Consider the following 17,346-nt stretch of genomic DNA (forward strand, 5'->3'; position numbering starts at 1 on the left):
TATGTTTCCTACTGTATCTCATTTTATAGAATATCTCTTTGGTGTTCAGATTCCCTTACCGTTTAATACTTTTGGTGTATTTGTAGCAATGGCTTTTGTGGCCGGGTATTGGGCTTTTACAAAAGAATTGCAGCGCAAAGAAGCACTCGGTATTCTTCACCCGATAAAGAAAACCATGGTCATTGGCAAGCCAGCTACTACTGCTGAATTGATCTATAATGGAATTTTTGGGTTTCTAATTGGCTATAAACTCGTTTATGCCTTAATTAATTACCAGCTTTTTGTAAGTGACGCACAAACTGTTCTGCTTTCTACTAAAGGAAATATTTTAGGTGGTTTGTTTTTTGCCGGCTTATTTGCTTATTGGGATTATAAAGAGAAGGGGGCACATCAACTTGCTAAACCTAAAACAGTACAAGTAACAGAACATCCTTACCAATTGATGGGCAATTTAATTGTCTGGGCTGCTGTTTGGGGCTTTTTGGGTGCTAAAATATTCGATAACCTCGAACATTGGGACACCTTTGTGCAGGATCCGATTGGAGGTTTATTGTCCTTTAGTGGTTTAACTTTTTATGGTGGATTAATTTGTGGTGGTGCCGCAGTGATCTATATCGCTAGAAAAAATGGAATAAAGCCTTTACATATGCTTGATGTTGGTGGGCCAGGTATGATGCTTGCTTATAGTGTGGGTAGAATTGGTTGTCAGATGTCTGGTGATGGCGATTGGGGTATTGTTAATTTGAACCCTAAACCTATTAGCTGGATGCCAGATTGGTTATGGTCTTATACTTATCCAAACAATGTGGCCATGGATGGTAATCCTATTCCAGGCTGTGTTGGTAAGTTTTGTAATGAATTGCCTTTACCTGTTTATCCAACTCCAATTTATGAAGCGCTCATCTGTTTTGTGCTATTCCTGATCTTGTGGCAAATACGTCACCGCATTAAACTTCCAGGAATGATGTTTGGTATCTATTTAATGTTAAATGGATTGGAAAGATTTTTTATAGAGTTGATTAGGGTGAATTCTAAATATACAGTTGCCGGTATTTCTTTTACACAAGCTGAATTGATTTCCTTAATATTATTTATAACTGGTTTGGCAATGGTGGTTTTCTCCCTGAAAAACAAAGTGAAAAACGCTGCCAATTAAATTTTATGATATTGGATTACGAATTGTTATGTACCAAGGTAATTGCGGTTACTCGCCTAGTTGGTAATTTCATAAGAAAAGAGTCGATGAATTTTGATGCTAAAAACATCGAGTTCAAAGGGCTAAATGATCTGGTCTCTTATGTTGATAAGACTGCTGAAGAACACTTGGTGGCAAATTTAGCTGAACTAATTCCTGATGCTGGGTTTACAACTGAAGAAGAAACTGTTAACAGTAAAGGGGCGGTATTCAATTGGATCATTGATCCTTTAGATGGTACAACCAACTTTATTCATGGCGTTCCAACTTATTCCATCAGTATTGCTTTGTACGAGGATGGCGCTCCTGTATTGGCTGTTATTTATGAAATTAATAGAGGTGAAATGTTTTATACCTATAAAGGGGGGAATGCTTTCCTTAATCATAAGATCATTAGTGTTTCTAAAAGAAATAAGCTGGAGGATTGTTTGCTAGGCACAGGTTTTCCATATTATGAATTTCAAAAACAAGTGCAATACATGGAGGTTTTAAGCGAAATGATGCGTAAATGTCATGGAGTAAGACGTATTGGTTCTGCAGCTGTCGATTTAGCTTATGTTGCCTGTGGAAGATTTGATGCTTTTTTTGAATATAACTTAAATTCATGGGATGTTGCTGCCGGTGCTTACCTGGTGCAACAGGCGGGTGGTCGCGTGTTAAATTTTAAAGGCGGACAAGAGTTTTTAGAAACCAGGGAAATATTAGCGACCAATGCGCTCATTGATGACGAACTTTTTGAGGTAATGGACAAGCACTTTAATCCATAAGAATCAAAAAAAAAGAGGCTCCGATGTGGAACCTCTTTTTTTTATATATAATTTCTTTTAAAGCGCTTCTGAAACAACTTCTTTAACTTCTGGTACCATTCTTTGCAACAGGTTTTGAATACCTGATTTTAAAGTGATGGTAGAAGAAGGACAGCCACTGCAAGAGCCTCTTAGCTCTACGGTAACGATACCTTCGTTAAATGACTTATAGCTAATTGCTCCACCATCTTGTTCAACAGCGGGTCTAACATAATCATTCAAAATCTGTTGTATTTTAATCTCAATTTCAGTTCCTTCAAAACTTAATACTTCTGAAGTTTCTTCTTTAATTTTGTATTCAGATTCTACAGCACCTTTAACAAATTCTTTAAGTATAGGTTCAATATCTGGCCACTCTACATCTTCAGTTTTGGTTACCGTAACGAAATTGCTTGCGAAAAATACCCCATTAACAAAATTGAATTTGAACAATTCTTTTGCAAATGGAGAGTGTTCAGCACTTTCTTTTGTTGCAAAATCTTCGCTTCCATTGATCAATAATTTATTGACCATAAACTTCATTGTAGCAGGATTTGGCGTTGGTTCTGTATATACGTTGATAGTCATTGTCTTTTTTTTCTACAAAAATAATTAATCTACTGCTGCTATTTGAACTTAGCTTGTCTTTTAAAGGTCATTATCTATTAAAACACGCCTGTATAGGTATAGGGAGTGATTTGTTTGAGCTCTTCTTTTAATTCTGTACTGATATTTAACCCTTCTATAAAAACTGACATCGTTTGTGCAGTTATTTTTTGGTTGGTACGTGTTAAGTCTTTTAACGCTTCATAAGGATTTGGGTAGGCCTCTCTTCGTAAAACCGTTTGTATTGCTTCTGCTACTACCGCCCAATTGTTTTCTAAATCTGCGGCAATGGCTTCCTTATTAAGGATGATTTTATTTAATCCTTTTAATGTTGAGGAAATCGATATTACTGTATGTGCCATTGGTACACCAACATTCCTTAATACCGTTGAATCTGTGAGGTCGCGCTGCAGTCGGGAGATCGGTAGTTTTGCAGCAAAGAATTCAAATAAGGCATTTGCAATTCCGGCATTTCCTTCGGCATTTTCAAAATCAATTGGATTTACTTTATGTGGCATTGCTGAAGAGCCAACTTCACCTTCTTTTATTCTTTGTTTGAAATAATTTTTAGAGATGTAAGCCCAAATGTCTCTGTCGAGGTCAATAATGATATTGTTTATTCTTTTTAAAGCATCACATTGAGCAGCAAACTGATCATAATGTTCAATTTGTGTGGTGTGTTGAGCACGGCTTAAACCAAGGGTATTATTGACGAATTGATTAGAGAATGCTACCCAGTTTATTTTTGGATAAGCAATGTGATGGGCATTGAAGTTTCCAGTAGCACCACCAAATTTGGCGCTGTTAGGTATAGCCTTAAGGTTGTTTAATTGAATGTTCAATCGCTCAGCAAATACCAGAAACTCTTTACCTAGTTTAGTAGGTGAAGCAGGTTGCCCGTGCGTATGTGCCAATAAAGGAATGTCTTTCCATTCTTGAGCTAAACTATTTAGCTTGCTAATTAATTCTGAAATGAGTGGTAAATAAACATCGTTCAATGCCAACTTGAAGGTGTATGGAATGGCGGTATTGTTGATGTCTTGTGAGGTTAAGCCAAAATGAATAAACTCTTTAAAAGGCTGAAAATTTAGTTCGTCGAATTTTTTCTTGATAAAATATTCTACTGCCTTAACATCGTGATTGGTGATTTTTTCAGTGTCTTTGATTTCCTGTGCATCTGCTTCATTAAATTTTTGATAAATGTGACGCAACGTGTTGTAATTACTTTTGTCAAATGCTGATAGCGCTGGTAGATTTAATTCACAAAGGGCTATAAAATATTCAATTTCAACGAAGACTCTATATTTGATAAGACCATATTCAGAGAAGTAGCTGGCTAATGCCTGTGTCGTATTTCTATAACGACCATCGACAGGAGATATAGCTTGAAGTGGGGATAAGTTCATGTAAGGGGATATTTTTTACATAGTAAAGGTAGCATAAATTAGGGATTTCAGGGAATCTGAAGGCTAAAATGGCTGGTATAGACATAAAAAAAGGCTTTGAGGTATACTCAAAGCCTTTTTAATAAAAGTAAACTTTTGACTAGTTTTTAACTTCAGTTTTAGTAGTTTCAACTGCAACTGTAGTATCTTTAACAGTTGAATCTTGAACTGTAGTATCGATAGCAGTAGTATCAGTTACGATAGTTGAAGAATCAGTCATTGAAGTATCAGATCCGTCAGTAGTTTTTTCTGAGTTACATGCTGCTACTGATAAAGATAATGCTAAAGCTATAAAGCCAAATTTAAATAAGTTTTTCATTCTAATTTCCGTTTTAAATAATTAATTAATTTCACTTCTTAATACCCGTAATTTTAAAAGGTAACCCTAACTTTGAAAAATAAATAAAAATACTTTTTTCAAGCTTTAAGTCAGACTTTATTTATCTTAGGTTTTAAAGTTAAAGGCACAAAAGTAATTTTTTTATTTAAAATTGGGTTACCATTCACATATAAAAGTATTAATTGGTGAGTAATAAGTTAAGCAGTTCACTTCCAACAGATAGAGAAGTAGTTTTAGGAATTCTAAATAACTCGGATGAGGCGCTTAATAAGTTGTACGTTGGGTATTACCCAATGATATTACAATTTATTTTGAATAATAATGGCGATGAAGAAGATGCAAAGGATGTCTATCAAGAAGCAATTATTGTTTTATATAATAAAATAAAAAGCGGTGAGTTTGAATTAAGTAGTAAGCTTAAAACATATATATATTCTGTTTGTAGGCGTATATGGCTAAAAAAACTTTCTAAGGAAAGTAAGAAAGCAACGAATGTTGCAGATTTTGAAGACATAGAAGCCGTGGAAACTGATATGGAAATGCACAAAGAGAAAGATTTGCAATTTGATAAAATGCAGGAAGCACTTCTTCTCTTGGGTGAGCCATGTAAAACTATTATTCAGGACTTTTATATTCATAGTTTATCTATGCAAGATATATCTGAAAAATTTGGATATACTAACACGGATAATGCGAAAACGCAGAAATATAAATGTTTGCAAAGATTAAAGAAATTGTTTTTTCAAGCTTAAATAAAAAATGAGAAACGAAATAGAACTTGAGGCTTATATTGAAGCTTATTTAAATGGCCAACTTTCTGAAGTGGAAATGAAGGCATTTGAAGAGTTGCGTGCAACTGATCCCAAAGTAGACCATAATGTTGTTACACATCAATTTTTTCTGGGTACAATGAAAGAATATGCAGACACTTTATCTCTCAAGGATAAAATGAATGCTATTCATAGCACTATCGATGTACAACGTTTGTCTGATAAATTAAAACCGCATCCATCTTATATTGTTAATTTATGGCGAAACAATAAGGCTGCATTGGCTGTGGCTGCCTCATTTATGTTATTAACAATGGTTTCAGTTTATTCAATTCAATATAATACCAAACAAAATGGTGGTTATGAATTGATGAGCAGAGAGCTAGTGAAAATTAAAAATTCGCAAAACAAACTCATCAGAAATATTAATAACAGTAAAATAGAAAAAGTACCCGTAAACCCAGCTAAATTTGGTGGAACCGGGTTTGCACTTACTTCTAGTGGGTATTTATGTACCAACCTCCATGTTGTTAATGGTGCTGATTCTATATACGTGCAAAATGCCAAAGGAGACTCGTTTAAAGCTAAAGTAGTTTATCAGGATTCGCAATATGATCTTGCAATCTTAAAAATTGTAGATAAAAACTTTTCCACACTCTCATCTTTACCTTACAAATTGAATAAAAAAAATATGGGAATAGGTGAGAACGTATTTACGCTTGGTTTCCCTAAAGATGATGCTGTTTTGGGCGAAGGTTACGTAAGCTCTAAAACAGGACATGCCGGTGATACTACAGCTTACCAGGTTTCTATTCCTGTCAATCCAGGTAATAGTGGTGGACCATTATTAGATAATAATGGTAATTTGATTGGTGTAATCAGTGCTAAAGAATATCAAATTGATGGGGCTGCTTTTGCCGTGAAATCAAAATATATATTAGAGGCATTGAGTGCTATTCCTCAAGATTCTCTGGGTAAAAAAGTGGCTTACTTAAAAAGGAGTCCGTTACAAGGTTTAACTCGTACCAAACAACTTGAAATTATTCAAGACTATGTATTTATGATCAAAGTATATAATTAAAAATACGTTATTATGATAAAACCCCAGGAGCATTTGGTTGTTTCTGGGGTTTTCTTTTTATAAATTAGCCTTGAAATAATTTTCATTTAAAACGATATATTATGAGTTTAAGAATAGGGGATACTGCTCCCAATTTTCAGGCAGAAACATCTATTGGAAAAATTGATTTTTACGAATTCCTGGGCGATAGCTGGGGCGTTTTATTTTCTCATCCTGCCGATTATACGCCGGTGTGCACTACAGAGCTTGGTCGTACGGCAGCACTGAAAGGTGAATTTGAAAAAAGAAATGTTAAAGTATTGGCATTAAGTGTTGATTCTGCTGAATCTCACCGCGGCTGGATACATGACATTAATGAAACTCAAAACACAACAGTTGATTTTCCAATTATTGCAGATGAGGATAAAAAGATTGCAAATATGTATGATATGATACATCCAAACGCTTCAGAAACCCTTACTGTGCGTTCTTTATTCATCATATCCCCTGATAAAAAAGTGAAATTAATGCTCACTTATCCAGCTTCAACAGGCAGAAACTTTAATGAGGTTTTAAGGGTAATTGATTCTTTACAATTAACGGCTGACTATAGTGTGGCCACGCCAGCAGATTGGCAGCAAGGAGATGATGTTATTATTGCGAACAGTATTAAAACTGAGGACATCCCTGCGCGCTTTCCTAAGGGACATAAGGTCATTAAACCTTACTTAAGAACTACCCCTCAACCTAATAAATAAATATTTTCTAATATTTTTGTTTTAGTTGTTATTTAGTGATAATTTAAGGTGCCAAAACAAAAATTATTATTTATTTAAGACTAAAAATTATGAATACCGGAAAAGTAAAATGGTTTAATTCTGAAAAAGGTTATGGATTTATTGTTTATGAAAACAACAAAGACATTTTTGTGCATTTTAAAGACGTTCAAGGTGGTATTGACAGCTTGAAGGAAAATGACGCTGTAGAGTTTGATATTGCTGAAGGGCAAAAAGGCTTTCAGGCAGTCAGGGTCAAAAAGTACAATTAATTGAACCAGAACAAAACGCTCTTTCAGGATGAAAGGGCGTTTTGTATTTAAAGCCTTTACTTAGTAATGCTGTAGGATAGTCGCTTTAATAATCAGCAATCGAGAAGCTTTCATCTGTGTGAAAATATAAAACTCGTTTTTTCCTGCTTTTATTTTGTATTTCCTCGCAAGAATTTCTGCCTGCTCTGGGTAATTTCTTACCAGAACATTCCCGCTTAAGTTTTTGATTTTCTTTAGATCTGCCGCACTTATAACTTCATTTACTTTGAAGATTCTTCCTGGAAAATCTGGCTTATATTCATTGGATGTATATAATTGTGTTTGTTCCTGCAGTTTTTTTAATTCATACCTTTCTCCAATTAACGAAAAACCACCACTTTTAAGTAAAGCAACATCAGGCTCGTAAATATAATCCAATAAATTTTCTGCTAAAATTCCTTGCGTCTTTTCTCCATTGAAAAAGGAGAATTGTTTGATGTTATCATTTATAGTGACGCTAGTTATTTTAACCGGTTTTATTATTTCGGTTTTTTCCATCACAAATAGCAATTCCTTACATTCATTTTTTGTACTTACAATATGAACTTCGGTTACATGGTTCAGCTCTTTTAAGCCTGCAGTAATGTCAAGTAAAGGTGATGTTTTAACAATTACTTTTGAAGCCTTATTCAAAAGTAAGTCCAGGTTTTCTACAACATTTGGTGTGCAATCTTTTAACATAAAGACTTTGCCTACATTGCTCCGTCTGGCCGGGTCGATATAAATCGTGTCGTATGTTTTATCAGCAGTTTTTAAATAGGCTAAGCCATCACCAGCTAAAAATGTGATATTCGCGACTTGGAGTGCTTCCACATTATGGGCAGCAATTTGAGCTAATTCCTGATTAATTTCGCAATGTAATACCGAACTTGCTTTTTTGGCGAAGTAATAACTGTCGACACCAAAACCACCTGTGAGGTCAATCAGCTTTCCACCATTAAAGAGGCTAGCTTTATATGCCGCTGTCGTTTCAGAAGAACATTGCTCAATAGATAAAGGCTCAGGGTAATAAATAGAACCCGCATTAAACCATGTAGGAAGTTTTTTCTCTGCTTTTTTCTTAGCTTTAATCTGAATAGAAAGTTCTTTAGAAGAGACCATGGTAAACGGACTTTTGGCTAGAGCAATTTGATTTACATCAGCATTTAAATGAGTGTTGATGTATTGCTGAACTGCTGTATCTAATATAAACTTATTCAATAGTTGTGTCTTTCATTAAAATTTGACAAGTATGACGGCTTTTTAGTTCCAGTAAGATTTGTTTTTTTATGGTTACCCTGTCAATCGTTTGTTGGTTATAATACCTGATTGTAACCAGTTCCAGGCCTATGTTGTATTTCACTTTATAAAAAAAAGATAAATCCTTGATGAGTGCCTGAACTTTTACTTCATGCTGGTCAACGCTTACTGAGAAACTTAATGCAGCGTTCAGCATGGTATTTATTTTTACTTTGTGTTTGTGGAAAAGACTAAAAATACCACTCAGGTTTTCTTCAATGATGAAAGAATAGTCTTTTGGGAAGATAGAAATTAAAACCTGGTTTACCTTAAAAATAAAGGATGGTACAGGTAAAGGTGTTTCGAGTGCAGTTATTATCGTTCCTAAATGAGTAGGATCTTTAAAAGAGCGCACGTACAATGGTATATTTTTGTTTTGCAGGGGTTTAATGGTTTTTGGATGTATTACTGTAGCACCATAATAGGCTAACTCAATAGCATCGTGATAGGAGAGTTGAGGAATTCTTTCCGTCTCTTCAAACCATTTTGGATCTGCATTTAATACTCCCGGCACATCTTTCCAAATCGTTAGTGCCTTTGCGTTCAAACAGGCGCTGAAGATGGCTGCTGAATAATCTGAACCATCTCTACCAAGTGTGGTAGTGAAGTTTTCACTTGTTCCACCAATAAAACCTTGTGTAACCACAATACATTTTTGTAACAGCGGGATCAATTGTTTTTGGATTTCGGCCTCTGTTTTAAGCCAATCTACCTTAGCTTCCTGATAGGTGTTATCTGTTTTAATGTAATTTCTAGCATCTGTCCAGGCAACATTACAGCCTATGGATTTCAAATAGGCTGTAACTAATTTTGTGGAGGCTACTTCGCCAATAGAAACGATTTGGTCATATAAATAATCTGGTGCATCACTAGCTTCTTCTTCCAGCAGCCATTCTATCTCTACAAATACATTCGCTATTTCATCATATAACGGATGATGAGGGTCCTGAAAAAGATCCTTCACTATGTTAAAATGAAAGTTTTTGATTTCTTCCAATAAAGGTGTTGCACGGCTATCATTAGAGATATAATACTGGCAAAGTAATTCAAGCTGATTGGTAATATTTCCAATAGCAGAAATTACGACTAGTAAATTTTCTGAAGCTGTATTATTAATGAGCGCAGCCATGTTTTGAATGGATTTGGCATCACATACAGATGCGCCACCAAATTTGTATACTTCCATATTATTTAATTTCGGGTAGTGCCGGATTGGCAATGATCAACTCTTTTATAGCTGTAAATGGAAATACAATACTCGAAATTAATAAAATTAGGGCTATTATTTTCATGCTTATTTTATGTTTTCTATGGTGCTGTTAAGTATCAAAAGCTATTCTGTAAGCTTTTATTTATTACTTAATTGTTCTTTTGAAAAGGAAGCATTTAGCCATCCATCTTCAAAAGAAGCCTGATATTTATTGTAAAAATGAATAGCAGGTTCATTCCAATCCAGCACTTGCCAGCTCATTCCATTAAACCCTTTGTCTTTAGCCTCCTGAATTAATGTTTCAAAAAGCAGTTTTCCAACACCCTTACCTCTAAATTCTTCGGTTACAATAAAGTCTTCTAAATAAAGGCGGCAACCTTTCCAGGTGGAGTACCTTACATAATATAAAGCAAATCCAACAATTTCACCAGCTATTTCTGCTACAAAAGCTTTCCATACAGGTTCTTTCCCAAAACCCGCAGCTAAAAACTCTTCCAGCTTAACGGTAACTTCTTCAGGGGCCTTTTCGTATAATGCCAGTTCATGAATTAATGCTAATAAAGCCGGACAATCTTTTTCCTTTGCAATGCGTATGTTTACTTTCATTCTGCTTTAAAATGTTTAATTACTCTTTTTCCAAAAATATTGCTACCTATTCTAACCATAGTACTACCTTCTTCGACAGCTAATTTATAATCAGCAGACATCCCCATGGACAGTTCTTTAAAAGAGGGCTCGTTTCTAAAATAACTTAATTTAATACCTTCAAACAGCACCTTTAGTTCCTGAAATTCATCACGTATTTGTTTTTCGGACTCCGTATTCGTTGCAATACCCATTAAACCAACGATTCTTATGTTTTTAAAATTCTGAAAGTTATCTGACCTCAATAACTCTATAACTTCATCAAAACTAAGACCGAATTTCGTTTCCTCATCAGCAATATATACCTGAAGCAGGCAATCAATAACACGATTGTTTTTAGCCGCTTGCTTATTGATCTCTGTTAAAAGCTTTTCGCTGTCTACAGATTCAATTAGGGCTATAAAAGGTGCAATGTATTTGACTTTATTTGTTTGCAGGTGACCAATTAAATGCCATTCTATGTCCTTAGGTAACTCTGCTTGTTTATCCACCAATTCCTGTACTATATTTTCACCAAACACACGCTGTCCGATGTTATAAGCTTCCATTATTTCGGAGGCTTCATGGAATTTCGAAACTGCAACTAGCTTAGCTGAGCTGTCTTCTAATTCCTTTTTATATTTCAATAAGTTATCTGCTATGCTCATTTATCAGTATTTTTGGTAAAAATAACAACCTTGCTGCAATTTGCGCAATGAATTAACAATGTTTAAAAAATTAATGAAGAAGATTTTATTTTTAGGATTCCTATTTCTAACAATATACGGTTGTAAATCTCCCATTGCTGATGATATTATCCAGCCCAACAAAATGGGTGATATCTTGTATGATATCCATTTAGCAGATGCCTACACGAACACAATGTCTAATCAAGATTCAGCGAAAAGAGTTGCTTCTTCCTACTATTATGGGATTTACAAAAAGTTTGGAATAGATTCTGCAGCCTACACTAAAAGCATGGATTTTTATTATGAAAATCCTGAAATTATGGCACAGCTATATGAAACTATACAGGCGAAATTAAAGAAAACAAAAGATAAGGCAGAGAAGGCCCAGGAGCTAAAGCTTAAGTTGGCCACTGATAAAAAGAAAAAGCTTGATTCTTTGAGTGCCGATTCTTTAAAAAAGATAAATTTAAAAAAAGCTGGACTTAAGGATAGCGTAGCTATAAAAAAGAAAGATAGCATAGCTAAAGTAAAAAAGGCTGCATTGAAGAAAATAAGAATAAAAAAAGCGAGAGAATTAAAAGATGTTAACAATAAACCAATCCTGAAATAATCATGTTATATCCGGAGAATTGCTTGGAACGACTGGGTTTCAACGAAGTTAAGGCGCTTATTTATAAAAATTGCCTAAGTCCTATGGGCCAGCAAATGGTCAGTAAAATGCAGGTCATGAAGAAATATGACCAAATCGATAAATTTTTAAGACAAACCAAAGAATTTAAGAATATCCTCGAAAATCAGGAGCCTTTACAAATTAATACTTTTTTTGATATCAAATTTCTGGCCGACAAGATCAGAGTTGAAGGAAGCTATTTAGTAGAGGATGAGCTTTTTCAAATGTACACTTCCTTACAAACGGTATTTTCTGTTATTCGTTTTTTTGATGAAAGGAAAGAAGTTTATCCTAATTTGGAAGCGCTTTTTGAACACTTACCTGTTGAAAAAAACATCCTTAAAAAGATAGAAATGGTGCTTGATCCTAAAGGGAAGATCAAGCCAAATGCTTCTAATGCATTGCAGCAGCTGATTGCCGATATTGCAAAAGCCGAGCAAGAAGTAAGAAGAAGAATGGACAGCATTTATAAACAGGCGGTTAGTAATAATTGGGTGGCCGACGGCAGTTTAACCATCCGTGATGGCAGGATTTGTATACCTATACTCGCTGAAAATAAACGTAAACTGAAAGGTTTCATTCATGATGAGTCTGCAAGTGGGCAAACAGTATATATGGAACCTGAAGAGGTATTTACCTTAAATAATAAATTGCGCGATCTCGAATTTGATAAGCGCCGGGAGATCATTAAGATATTAATTGCTTTAACCACGGAGTTAAGGCCATTTACGCCTTTGATTTTGTCTTATCATGGTTTTTTAACCAAGCTAGATTTCGTTAGGGCAAAAGCACTCTTTGCAATTGAAGTGGAGGCAGATATGCCTGTGCTGGTCAAAGAAGCCAGAATTAAATTAGTAAACGCCAGGCACCCCTTATTGTTATTGTCTTTTAAAGAAGATAAGAAAACCGTAGTGCCTTTAAATATGCAGATCCATGAGACTTTAAGGGTTTTGCTTGTCTCCGGACCAAATGCTGGAGGTAAGTCTGTTTGCATGAAAACCGTTGGCCTTTTACAACTGATGGTACAATCTGGATTATTGATACCCGTTCATGAATCAAGCGAGGTAGGTGTTTTTGATCAGATCTTTGCTGATATCGGCGACGATCAATCTATAGAAAGTGATTTGAGTACTTATAGCGCACACCTCACCAAGATGCGGTATTTTGTGGCCCATGCAAGTCCGAAAACATTAGTGTTAATTGATGAATTTGGTACAGGTACCGATCCTCAATTCGGTGGGCCAATGGCGGAGGCCGTTCTTGAAGTCTTAAACAATAAAAAGACAAGAGGTGTAATTACAACCCATTATTCAAATCTGAAACTCTTTGCAGGAAACACCCCAGGGCTTGAAAATGCATCCATGTTATTTGATAATGATAAGATGAAGCCTTTATATGTTTTGGAAATAGGTAAACCTGGTAGCTCTTATGCTTTTGAAATTGCGCAGAATATTGGTTTGCAACCTGAAGTATTAAAGCTGGCCAGAGAAAAAACAGGTACCAATCAAAACCGGATCGACAGTTTGCTTGTGGATTTAGAAAGAGAGAAAAAACAAATCTACGATACAAAAATTTACCTCTCTACCCAGCAGAATAAAGTTAAAAACCTTGTTGCAGAGAATGAAAAGTTAAAGTTATATTTAGAAGAAAATAGGAAAACCCTGATAAAGGAAGCTAAATTAGAAGCCCAGGCAATTATTAAAAACGCCAATAAATTAGTGGAGAACACCATTGCCGAGATTAAAGAAAATCAGGCAGATAAGGTAGCAACCAAACAATTACGGCAAAACCTGCAAAAAGTATTAGTGCAAAACCAGGTTAAAGAAGAAAAGAAACCCGAAGTAGCAGTACCACTGCATACGCCTATACAAGTAGGCGATTGGGTAAAGTTAAACAACAGCGAGACCACCGGGCAGGTGTTAGAAATTAACCGTGATAATTTAGTCGTGGCATTGGGAGAACTCAGGTCGGTATTGAAGAAAAATAGGGTTCAAAAGATCAGCAATACGCAAGCTAAAAAAGCAATACAATATAATTCCTATTCAGGAAGTATTTCTGAAGCCATAAGTTCTTTTAATGCGGAACTTGATCTAAGAGGTCGCCGTGGTGAAGATGCTTTGCAGGAGGTAGAAAAGTACCTAGACAGGTCGGTGATGCTTGGTTTTCCTTTCATTAAATTGATCCACGGTAAAGGGGATGGGATTTTAAGAAAGTTAATTAGGGAGTATTTAAAAAAATACAGCCAGGTAACCGGCGTTGAAGATGAGCATCCGGACCGTGGTGGAGATGGTATAACTTATGTATATTTAAAGTAAGGGGTTTTACAACAAGTTTTTATACTTTAGCAAACAAACCAAATATATGATCAATAAAGTTGTTTCTGGAGTCGATGAGGCTATTCATGACATAGCAGACGGCCAAACGCTCCTACTTGGTGGATTTGGCTTATGCGGGATCCCTGAAAATTGTATAGCCGCCCTTGTTAAAAAAAAGGTAATGAGCTTAACCTGCATTTCTAATAATGCAGGCGTTGATAACTTTGGAATAGGTTTGTTGTTACAGCAACACCAGGTAAAGAAAATGATTTCCTCCTATGTAGGCGAGAATGCAGAATTCGAAAGACAGCTGTTAAGTGGTGAGCTTGAAGTAGAGCTTATTCCACAAGGAACTTTAGCAACAAGGTGCATGGCCGCGGGTTATGGTATGCCAGCCATTTTTACACCTGCCGGTGTAGGTACAGAAGTTGCTGAAGGAAAGGAAGTTAGGAATTTTAACGGCAAAGATTACCTGATGGAATATGCATTTGATGCAGATTTCGCCATCGTAAAGGCTTGGAAAGGTGATACCGCAGGAAACCTTATTTACAGGTCTACAAGTAGAAACTTTAATCCGGTGATGGCTATGGCTGGCAAAATAACGATAGCTGAAGTAGAGCTATTAGTGGAGGCCGGAGAGCTTGATCCTGACCAAATTCACACCCCTGGTATTTATGTTCATCGTGTTTTTCAGGGTTCACATTACGAAAAAAGAATCGAACAACTTACTGTCAGGACCAAAGAACCAAAGAATTAATCATTATGCTAGATAAACATGGAATTGCGAGACGGATCGCTAAAGAAATAAAAGATGGTTATTATGTTAATTTGGGAATAGGGATACCAACTTTAGTTGCAAATTACATACCTGAGGGCATTAATGTGGTGTTGCAATCTGAAAACGGATTGTTGGGAATGGGTCCATTTCCTTTTGAAGGAGAAGAAGATGCGGATCTGATCAATGCAGGTAAGCAAACCATCACCACCTTACCGGGCTCTTCTATATTTGATTCTGCAATGAGTTTTGGCATGATCAGAAGCCAGAAAATAGACCTTACCATTTTAGGGGCTATGGAAGTATCTGAGCATGGTGATATTGCCAATTGGAAGATACCGGGTAAAATGGTTAAAGGCATGGGGGGTGCTATGGATTTAGTGGCTTCTGCAAAGAACATTATTGTTGCTATGCAGCACATAAACAAAGCTGGCGAAAGTAAATTACTGCCTAAATGTAACTTACCATTAACGGGTGTAAATTGCATCAGGAAAGTAGTTACAGAACTCGCCGTATTGGAAATAATACCCCAAGGTGGATTCCATTTAATTGAAAGAGCTCCGGGTGTGAGTGTAGCTTATATCAAAGAGGCTACTTTAGGCCGGTTAATTGCTACCGAAAACACCCCCGAAATGGACCTGAATTAGGCCCTTTCTTTACAATATTGTATTTTTAAATCTTGAGCAATCTTTTCCGTTATAGAAATAATATGGTCAGGGGTATCAAGGTTATTTAAAATGATCTGGTTACAATCATCTTTATATGGTAAAAGAAACTCATTATACGAAGGTACCACATGATTGTGCCATTTAAATAATACATCTTCCTCAGGATAGCCGCGTTCCATACCATCTCTTCTTACGCGGCGGTTTAAAGCGACAGTGTCTTCTGCTTCAATAAAAATCTTATAGTCTAATAAGGCTAAAATTTCTTTGAAATGCAGGATGAATAAACCTTCAACAATAATAATTGGTGCAGATTTGATTTCAAGTATTTTAACTACCGCAAGCGGGTTGTTGAAATTGTATTCTTTTTTATAAACGACATCACCCTTTAACAAATTCTTAATGTCAACGCAAAATTGTTCGTGGTCAATTGTAGAAGGGAGGTCAAAATTATAATGTTTATTTTCTTCCTGGGTCATTTCTCCTGCAGGAATGTAGTAATCGTCTTGAGATACCAAAGTAACTTCATCATTTTTAAAATGATGTAAAAAACAATTTAAAAAGAAAGTTTTACCAGAACCGCTGCCTCCTGCAATTCCGATAATAAAAGGTTTATTGTTCATTATTCTCTTGTCCGCTGTATGTTAAATTGCAATAAAATCTTTTATCTAAGGCACCCACTGCATCGGCAACCGCTTTAGTCATTACAATAATCACATCTTTTGTAGATTCATTCTCTGTAAATTTCCCAACTACTTTTGCAAAAGTAGAGCGGTTACTCATTGGGTAAGTAATTTTGATGACGGTTCCAATAGGTGCAGTTCGGTGAAGTACCAGCATTTTTGTAGGGTCAAGTTCCGGATCAATAATGGCGATAGCAGTTCCTTTCTCTTCAATTTGGTTTAAACCATATTTGCTAGGGGCATATTTTAAGGAAGGATCTTTTATAGATGTCAGCGTATCAGTGTCATTATCAAAAGGGTTTTGAGGTTTTTGTCCGTACTGACCTTTAATTAGCAATTTTTGTCCTAATCTCAACGAATTACTGGAAAGGTTGTTTTTGGCTTTCAGCTGGTCCATTGTCATTTTGTAAGTTGTTGCAATGGAATAGATGGTTTCATTAGATGCCACGGTGTGCACTATTAAATCTTCATAAGGTAAATCTGCAACAGGAGTTACAGGAACTTTTTTTGTAAAGATAGGCTCGGCTTTTTTAGTAGGGAGAGGCTGCTCTGTTTTAGTTTCAGCGGTATCCATTTTAATAGCTTCCGGACTCTTTATAACCGGCATTTTTAACAGCTGGCCTATATTTAGGTTTATAGAATTTAGATTGTTGATCTTTTTGATCTCCTCAACCGTTGTACCATATTTTTTAGCCAGGGCGTTTAAGTTTTCTTTTTTCTGAACAACGTGTTCTGTAAAGGTTTTCTCTTTAGTTATAGCAGGCTGCTGGATTTGATTGTTTCTTGCAGGAGGTATAATCTCGGTAAAAGAACGCTGTGTGGGTACTTTAATGATTGTACCTATATTCAGGAACTTGTTGTCATTGAAAAGCATAATTTCCTTTGGCGTGACATTATATTTCCGGCTGATGGAATAGTAGGTGTCATGCTGTGCAACTTTATGTATAATTAACTTCTTTCCGTTTAAATTTTCTACACCAATAGAGTCCCTGCTGTTTGCTGCAGAGGTGGCTGATACGTTATAGAAAATAGCAAACAATAAAACTATATAATATTTTTGCATTAATGATTTGTCATTTAGTTTGGCAATATTACGAATAAAATTTAAAAGCTTAAATTCTGAATAGAAAACGGGAATTTAGCTAGTGT

General features: G+C 35.7%; 19 protein-coding genes. 10 read left to right on the forward strand and 9 right to left on the reverse strand.

Annotation, left to right across the window (positions count from 1 at the left end):
• Position 1: 1 nt before the first annotated feature.
• A complete protein-coding gene (locus AAKU52_RS04920) occupies positions 2–1,156 on the forward strand; it encodes a prolipoprotein diacylglyceryl transferase (protein WP_354330855.1) in 1,155 nt (384 codons plus the stop codon).
• Between the two features lie 5 nt (positions 1,157–1,161).
• Positions 1,162–1,962, forward strand: a complete 801-nt coding sequence (locus AAKU52_RS04925; protein ID WP_502931015.1) for an inositol monophosphatase family protein — start codon at positions 1,162–1,164, stop codon at positions 1,960–1,962.
• Between the two features lie 57 nt (positions 1,963–2,019).
• On the opposite strand, the gene AAKU52_RS04930 is transcribed toward AAKU52_RS04925, so the two are convergent.
• From AAKU52_RS04930 to AAKU52_RS04940, 3 genes are all read right to left on the reverse strand, one after another.
• Positions 2,020–2,568 (reverse strand): NifU family protein, encoded by a 549-nt coding sequence (locus AAKU52_RS04930; protein WP_354330857.1) that lies wholly within the window; start codon positions 2,566–2,568, stop codon positions 2,020–2,022.
• Positions 2,569–2,645: 77 nt separating this feature from the next.
• Positions 2,646–3,992, reverse strand: coding sequence for an adenylosuccinate lyase (gene purB / locus AAKU52_RS04935; RefSeq protein ID WP_354330860.1), 1,347 nt, complete (start codon positions 3,990–3,992; stop codon positions 2,646–2,648).
• 139 nt (positions 3,993–4,131) lie between these two features.
• Positions 4,132–4,350: a hypothetical protein gene (locus AAKU52_RS04940; protein WP_354330862.1), complete on the reverse strand. Its 219-nt coding sequence runs from the start codon at positions 4,348–4,350 to the stop codon at positions 4,132–4,134.
• Positions 4,351–4,556: 206 nt separating this feature from the next.
• Between AAKU52_RS04940 and AAKU52_RS04945 the strand changes: the two genes are divergently transcribed.
• The 4 genes from AAKU52_RS04945 (at position 4,557) to AAKU52_RS04960 (ending at position 7,249) form a co-directional block, all read left to right on the forward strand.
• Complete coding sequence (locus AAKU52_RS04945) at positions 4,557–5,123, forward strand: RNA polymerase sigma factor (RefSeq protein ID WP_354330864.1); 567 nt, start codon at positions 4,557–4,559, stop codon at positions 5,121–5,123.
• Between the two features lie 7 nt (positions 5,124–5,130).
• Positions 5,131–6,222: a S1C family serine protease gene (locus AAKU52_RS04950; RefSeq protein WP_354330866.1), complete on the forward strand. Its 1,092-nt coding sequence runs from the start codon at positions 5,131–5,133 to the stop codon at positions 6,220–6,222.
• Between the two features lie 101 nt (positions 6,223–6,323).
• Positions 6,324–6,959 carry a peroxiredoxin gene (locus tag AAKU52_RS04955; RefSeq protein WP_354330868.1) on the forward strand — a complete coding sequence of 212 codons (636 nt, stop codon included), beginning with the start codon at positions 6,324–6,326 and terminating at the stop codon, positions 6,957–6,959.
• 89 nt (positions 6,960–7,048) lie between these two features.
• Entirely contained in the window at positions 7,049–7,249 is a 201-nt protein-coding gene (locus AAKU52_RS04960) for a cold-shock protein (protein WP_354330870.1), read from the forward strand.
• Positions 7,250–7,309: 60 nt separating this feature from the next.
• Here AAKU52_RS04960 and AAKU52_RS04965 read toward each other — a convergent pair whose 3' ends face one another.
• The 4 genes from AAKU52_RS04965 to AAKU52_RS04980 all read right to left on the reverse strand — a co-directional run bounded on the left by AAKU52_RS04965 (position 7,310) and on the right by AAKU52_RS04980 (position 11,068).
• The gene (locus tag AAKU52_RS04965; protein WP_354330873.1) at positions 7,310–8,488 is read right to left on the reverse strand and encodes a class I SAM-dependent methyltransferase; all 1,179 of its coding nucleotides are present in this window, start codon (positions 8,486–8,488) and stop codon (positions 7,310–7,312) included.
• Positions 8,481–9,752, reverse strand: a complete 1,272-nt coding sequence (locus AAKU52_RS04970) for an aspartate kinase (protein ID WP_354330875.1) — start codon at positions 9,750–9,752, stop codon at positions 8,481–8,483. Before AAKU52_RS04970 ends, AAKU52_RS04965 begins: the two co-directional genes overlap by 8 nt.
• A 162-nt stretch (positions 9,753–9,914) precedes the next feature.
• Positions 9,915–10,382, reverse strand: a complete 468-nt coding sequence (locus AAKU52_RS04975; protein WP_354330877.1) for a GNAT family N-acetyltransferase — start codon at positions 10,380–10,382, stop codon at positions 9,915–9,917.
• A complete protein-coding gene (locus AAKU52_RS04980) occupies positions 10,379–11,068 on the reverse strand; it encodes a YggS family pyridoxal phosphate-dependent enzyme (protein WP_354330879.1) in 690 nt (229 codons plus the stop codon). Before AAKU52_RS04980 ends, AAKU52_RS04975 begins: the two co-directional genes overlap by 4 nt.
• Before the next feature lie 58 nt (positions 11,069–11,126).
• Here AAKU52_RS04980 and AAKU52_RS04985 point away from each other — a divergent pair, with 58 nt between their 5' ends.
• Genes AAKU52_RS04985 through AAKU52_RS05000 form a run of 4 tightly spaced genes read left to right on the forward strand, consistent with a single transcriptional unit; the run spans position 11,127 to position 15,496 of the window.
• Positions 11,127–11,699 carry a DUF4296 domain-containing protein gene (locus tag AAKU52_RS04985; RefSeq protein WP_354330881.1) on the forward strand — a complete coding sequence of 191 codons (573 nt, stop codon included), beginning with the start codon at positions 11,127–11,129 and terminating at the stop codon, positions 11,697–11,699.
• 2 nt (positions 11,700–11,701) lie between these two features.
• Positions 11,702–14,074 carry an endonuclease MutS2 gene (locus AAKU52_RS04990; protein ID WP_354330884.1) on the forward strand — a complete coding sequence of 791 codons (2,373 nt, stop codon included), beginning with the start codon at positions 11,702–11,704 and terminating at the stop codon, positions 14,072–14,074.
• 46 nt (positions 14,075–14,120) lie between these two features.
• A complete protein-coding gene (locus AAKU52_RS04995) occupies positions 14,121–14,831 on the forward strand; it encodes a CoA transferase subunit A (RefSeq protein ID WP_354330886.1) in 711 nt (236 codons plus the stop codon).
• A 5-nt stretch (positions 14,832–14,836) separates the two neighbouring features.
• Positions 14,837–15,496 (forward strand): 3-oxoacid CoA-transferase subunit B, encoded by a 660-nt coding sequence (locus tag AAKU52_RS05000; protein ID WP_354330888.1) that lies wholly within the window; start codon positions 14,837–14,839, stop codon positions 15,494–15,496.
• Here the strand turns inward: AAKU52_RS05000 and AAKU52_RS05005 are convergent.
• Entirely contained in the window at positions 15,493–16,137 is a 645-nt protein-coding gene (locus AAKU52_RS05005) for a uridine kinase family protein (RefSeq protein WP_354330890.1), read from the reverse strand. The genes AAKU52_RS05000 and AAKU52_RS05005 overlap by 4 nt on opposite strands.
• Complete coding sequence (locus tag AAKU52_RS05010; RefSeq protein ID WP_354330892.1) at positions 16,127–17,260, reverse strand: LysM peptidoglycan-binding domain-containing protein; 1,134 nt, start codon at positions 17,258–17,260, stop codon at positions 16,127–16,129. Before AAKU52_RS05010 ends, AAKU52_RS05005 begins: the two co-directional genes overlap by 11 nt.
• Positions 17,261–17,346: the final 86 nt, after the last annotated feature.

The organism is Pedobacter sp. CG_S7, from assembly GCF_040544395.1.
Taxonomy (GTDB): domain Bacteria; phylum Bacteroidota; class Bacteroidia; order Sphingobacteriales; family Sphingobacteriaceae; genus Pedobacter.

Bases quoted from the DNA above. Each gene is read 5' to 3' on its own strand.
- AAKU52_RS04930 (WP_354330857.1), bottom strand. From the start codon at position 2,568: ATGACTATCAACGTATATACAGAACCAACGCCAAATCCTGCTACAATG.
- AAKU52_RS04940 (WP_354330862.1), bottom strand. From the start codon at position 4,350: ATGAAAAACTTATTTAAATTTGGCTTTATAGCTTTAGCATTATCTTTA.
- AAKU52_RS05005 (WP_354330890.1), bottom strand. From the start codon at position 16,137: ATGAACAATAAACCTTTTATTATCGGAATTGCAGGAGGCAGCGGTTCT.
- AAKU52_RS04920 (WP_354330855.1), top strand. From the start codon at position 2: ATGTTTCCTACTGTATCTCATTTTATAGAATATCTCTTTGGTGTTCAG.
- AAKU52_RS04990 (WP_354330884.1), top strand. From the start codon at position 11,702: ATGTTATATCCGGAGAATTGCTTGGAACGACTGGGTTTCAACGAAGTT.
- AAKU52_RS04970 (WP_354330875.1), bottom strand. From the start codon at position 9,752: ATGGAAGTATACAAATTTGGTGGCGCATCTGTATGTGATGCCAAATCC.
- AAKU52_RS05010 (WP_354330892.1), bottom strand. From the start codon at position 17,260: ATGCAAAAATATTATATAGTTTTATTGTTTGCTATTTTCTATAACGTA.
- AAKU52_RS04960 (WP_354330870.1), top strand. From the start codon at position 7,049: ATGAATACCGGAAAAGTAAAATGGTTTAATTCTGAAAAAGGTTATGGA.
- AAKU52_RS04955 (WP_354330868.1), top strand. From the start codon at position 6,324: ATGAGTTTAAGAATAGGGGATACTGCTCCCAATTTTCAGGCAGAAACA.
- AAKU52_RS04995 (WP_354330886.1), top strand. From the start codon at position 14,121: ATGATCAATAAAGTTGTTTCTGGAGTCGATGAGGCTATTCATGACATA.
- AAKU52_RS04985 (WP_354330881.1), top strand. From the start codon at position 11,127: ATGTTTAAAAAATTAATGAAGAAGATTTTATTTTTAGGATTCCTATTT.
- AAKU52_RS05000 (WP_354330888.1), top strand. From the start codon at position 14,837: ATGCTAGATAAACATGGAATTGCGAGACGGATCGCTAAAGAAATAAAA.
- AAKU52_RS04950 (WP_354330866.1), top strand. From the start codon at position 5,131: ATGAGAAACGAAATAGAACTTGAGGCTTATATTGAAGCTTATTTAAAT.
- AAKU52_RS04975 (WP_354330877.1), bottom strand. From the start codon at position 10,382: ATGAAAGTAAACATACGCATTGCAAAGGAAAAAGATTGTCCGGCTTTA.
- AAKU52_RS04980 (WP_354330879.1), bottom strand. From the start codon at position 11,068: ATGAGCATAGCAGATAACTTATTGAAATATAAAAAGGAATTAGAAGAC.
- AAKU52_RS04925 (WP_502931015.1), top strand. From the start codon at position 1,162: ATGATATTGGATTACGAATTGTTATGTACCAAGGTAATTGCGGTTACT.
- purB (WP_354330860.1), bottom strand. From the start codon at position 3,992: ATGAACTTATCCCCACTTCAAGCTATATCTCCTGTCGATGGTCGTTAT.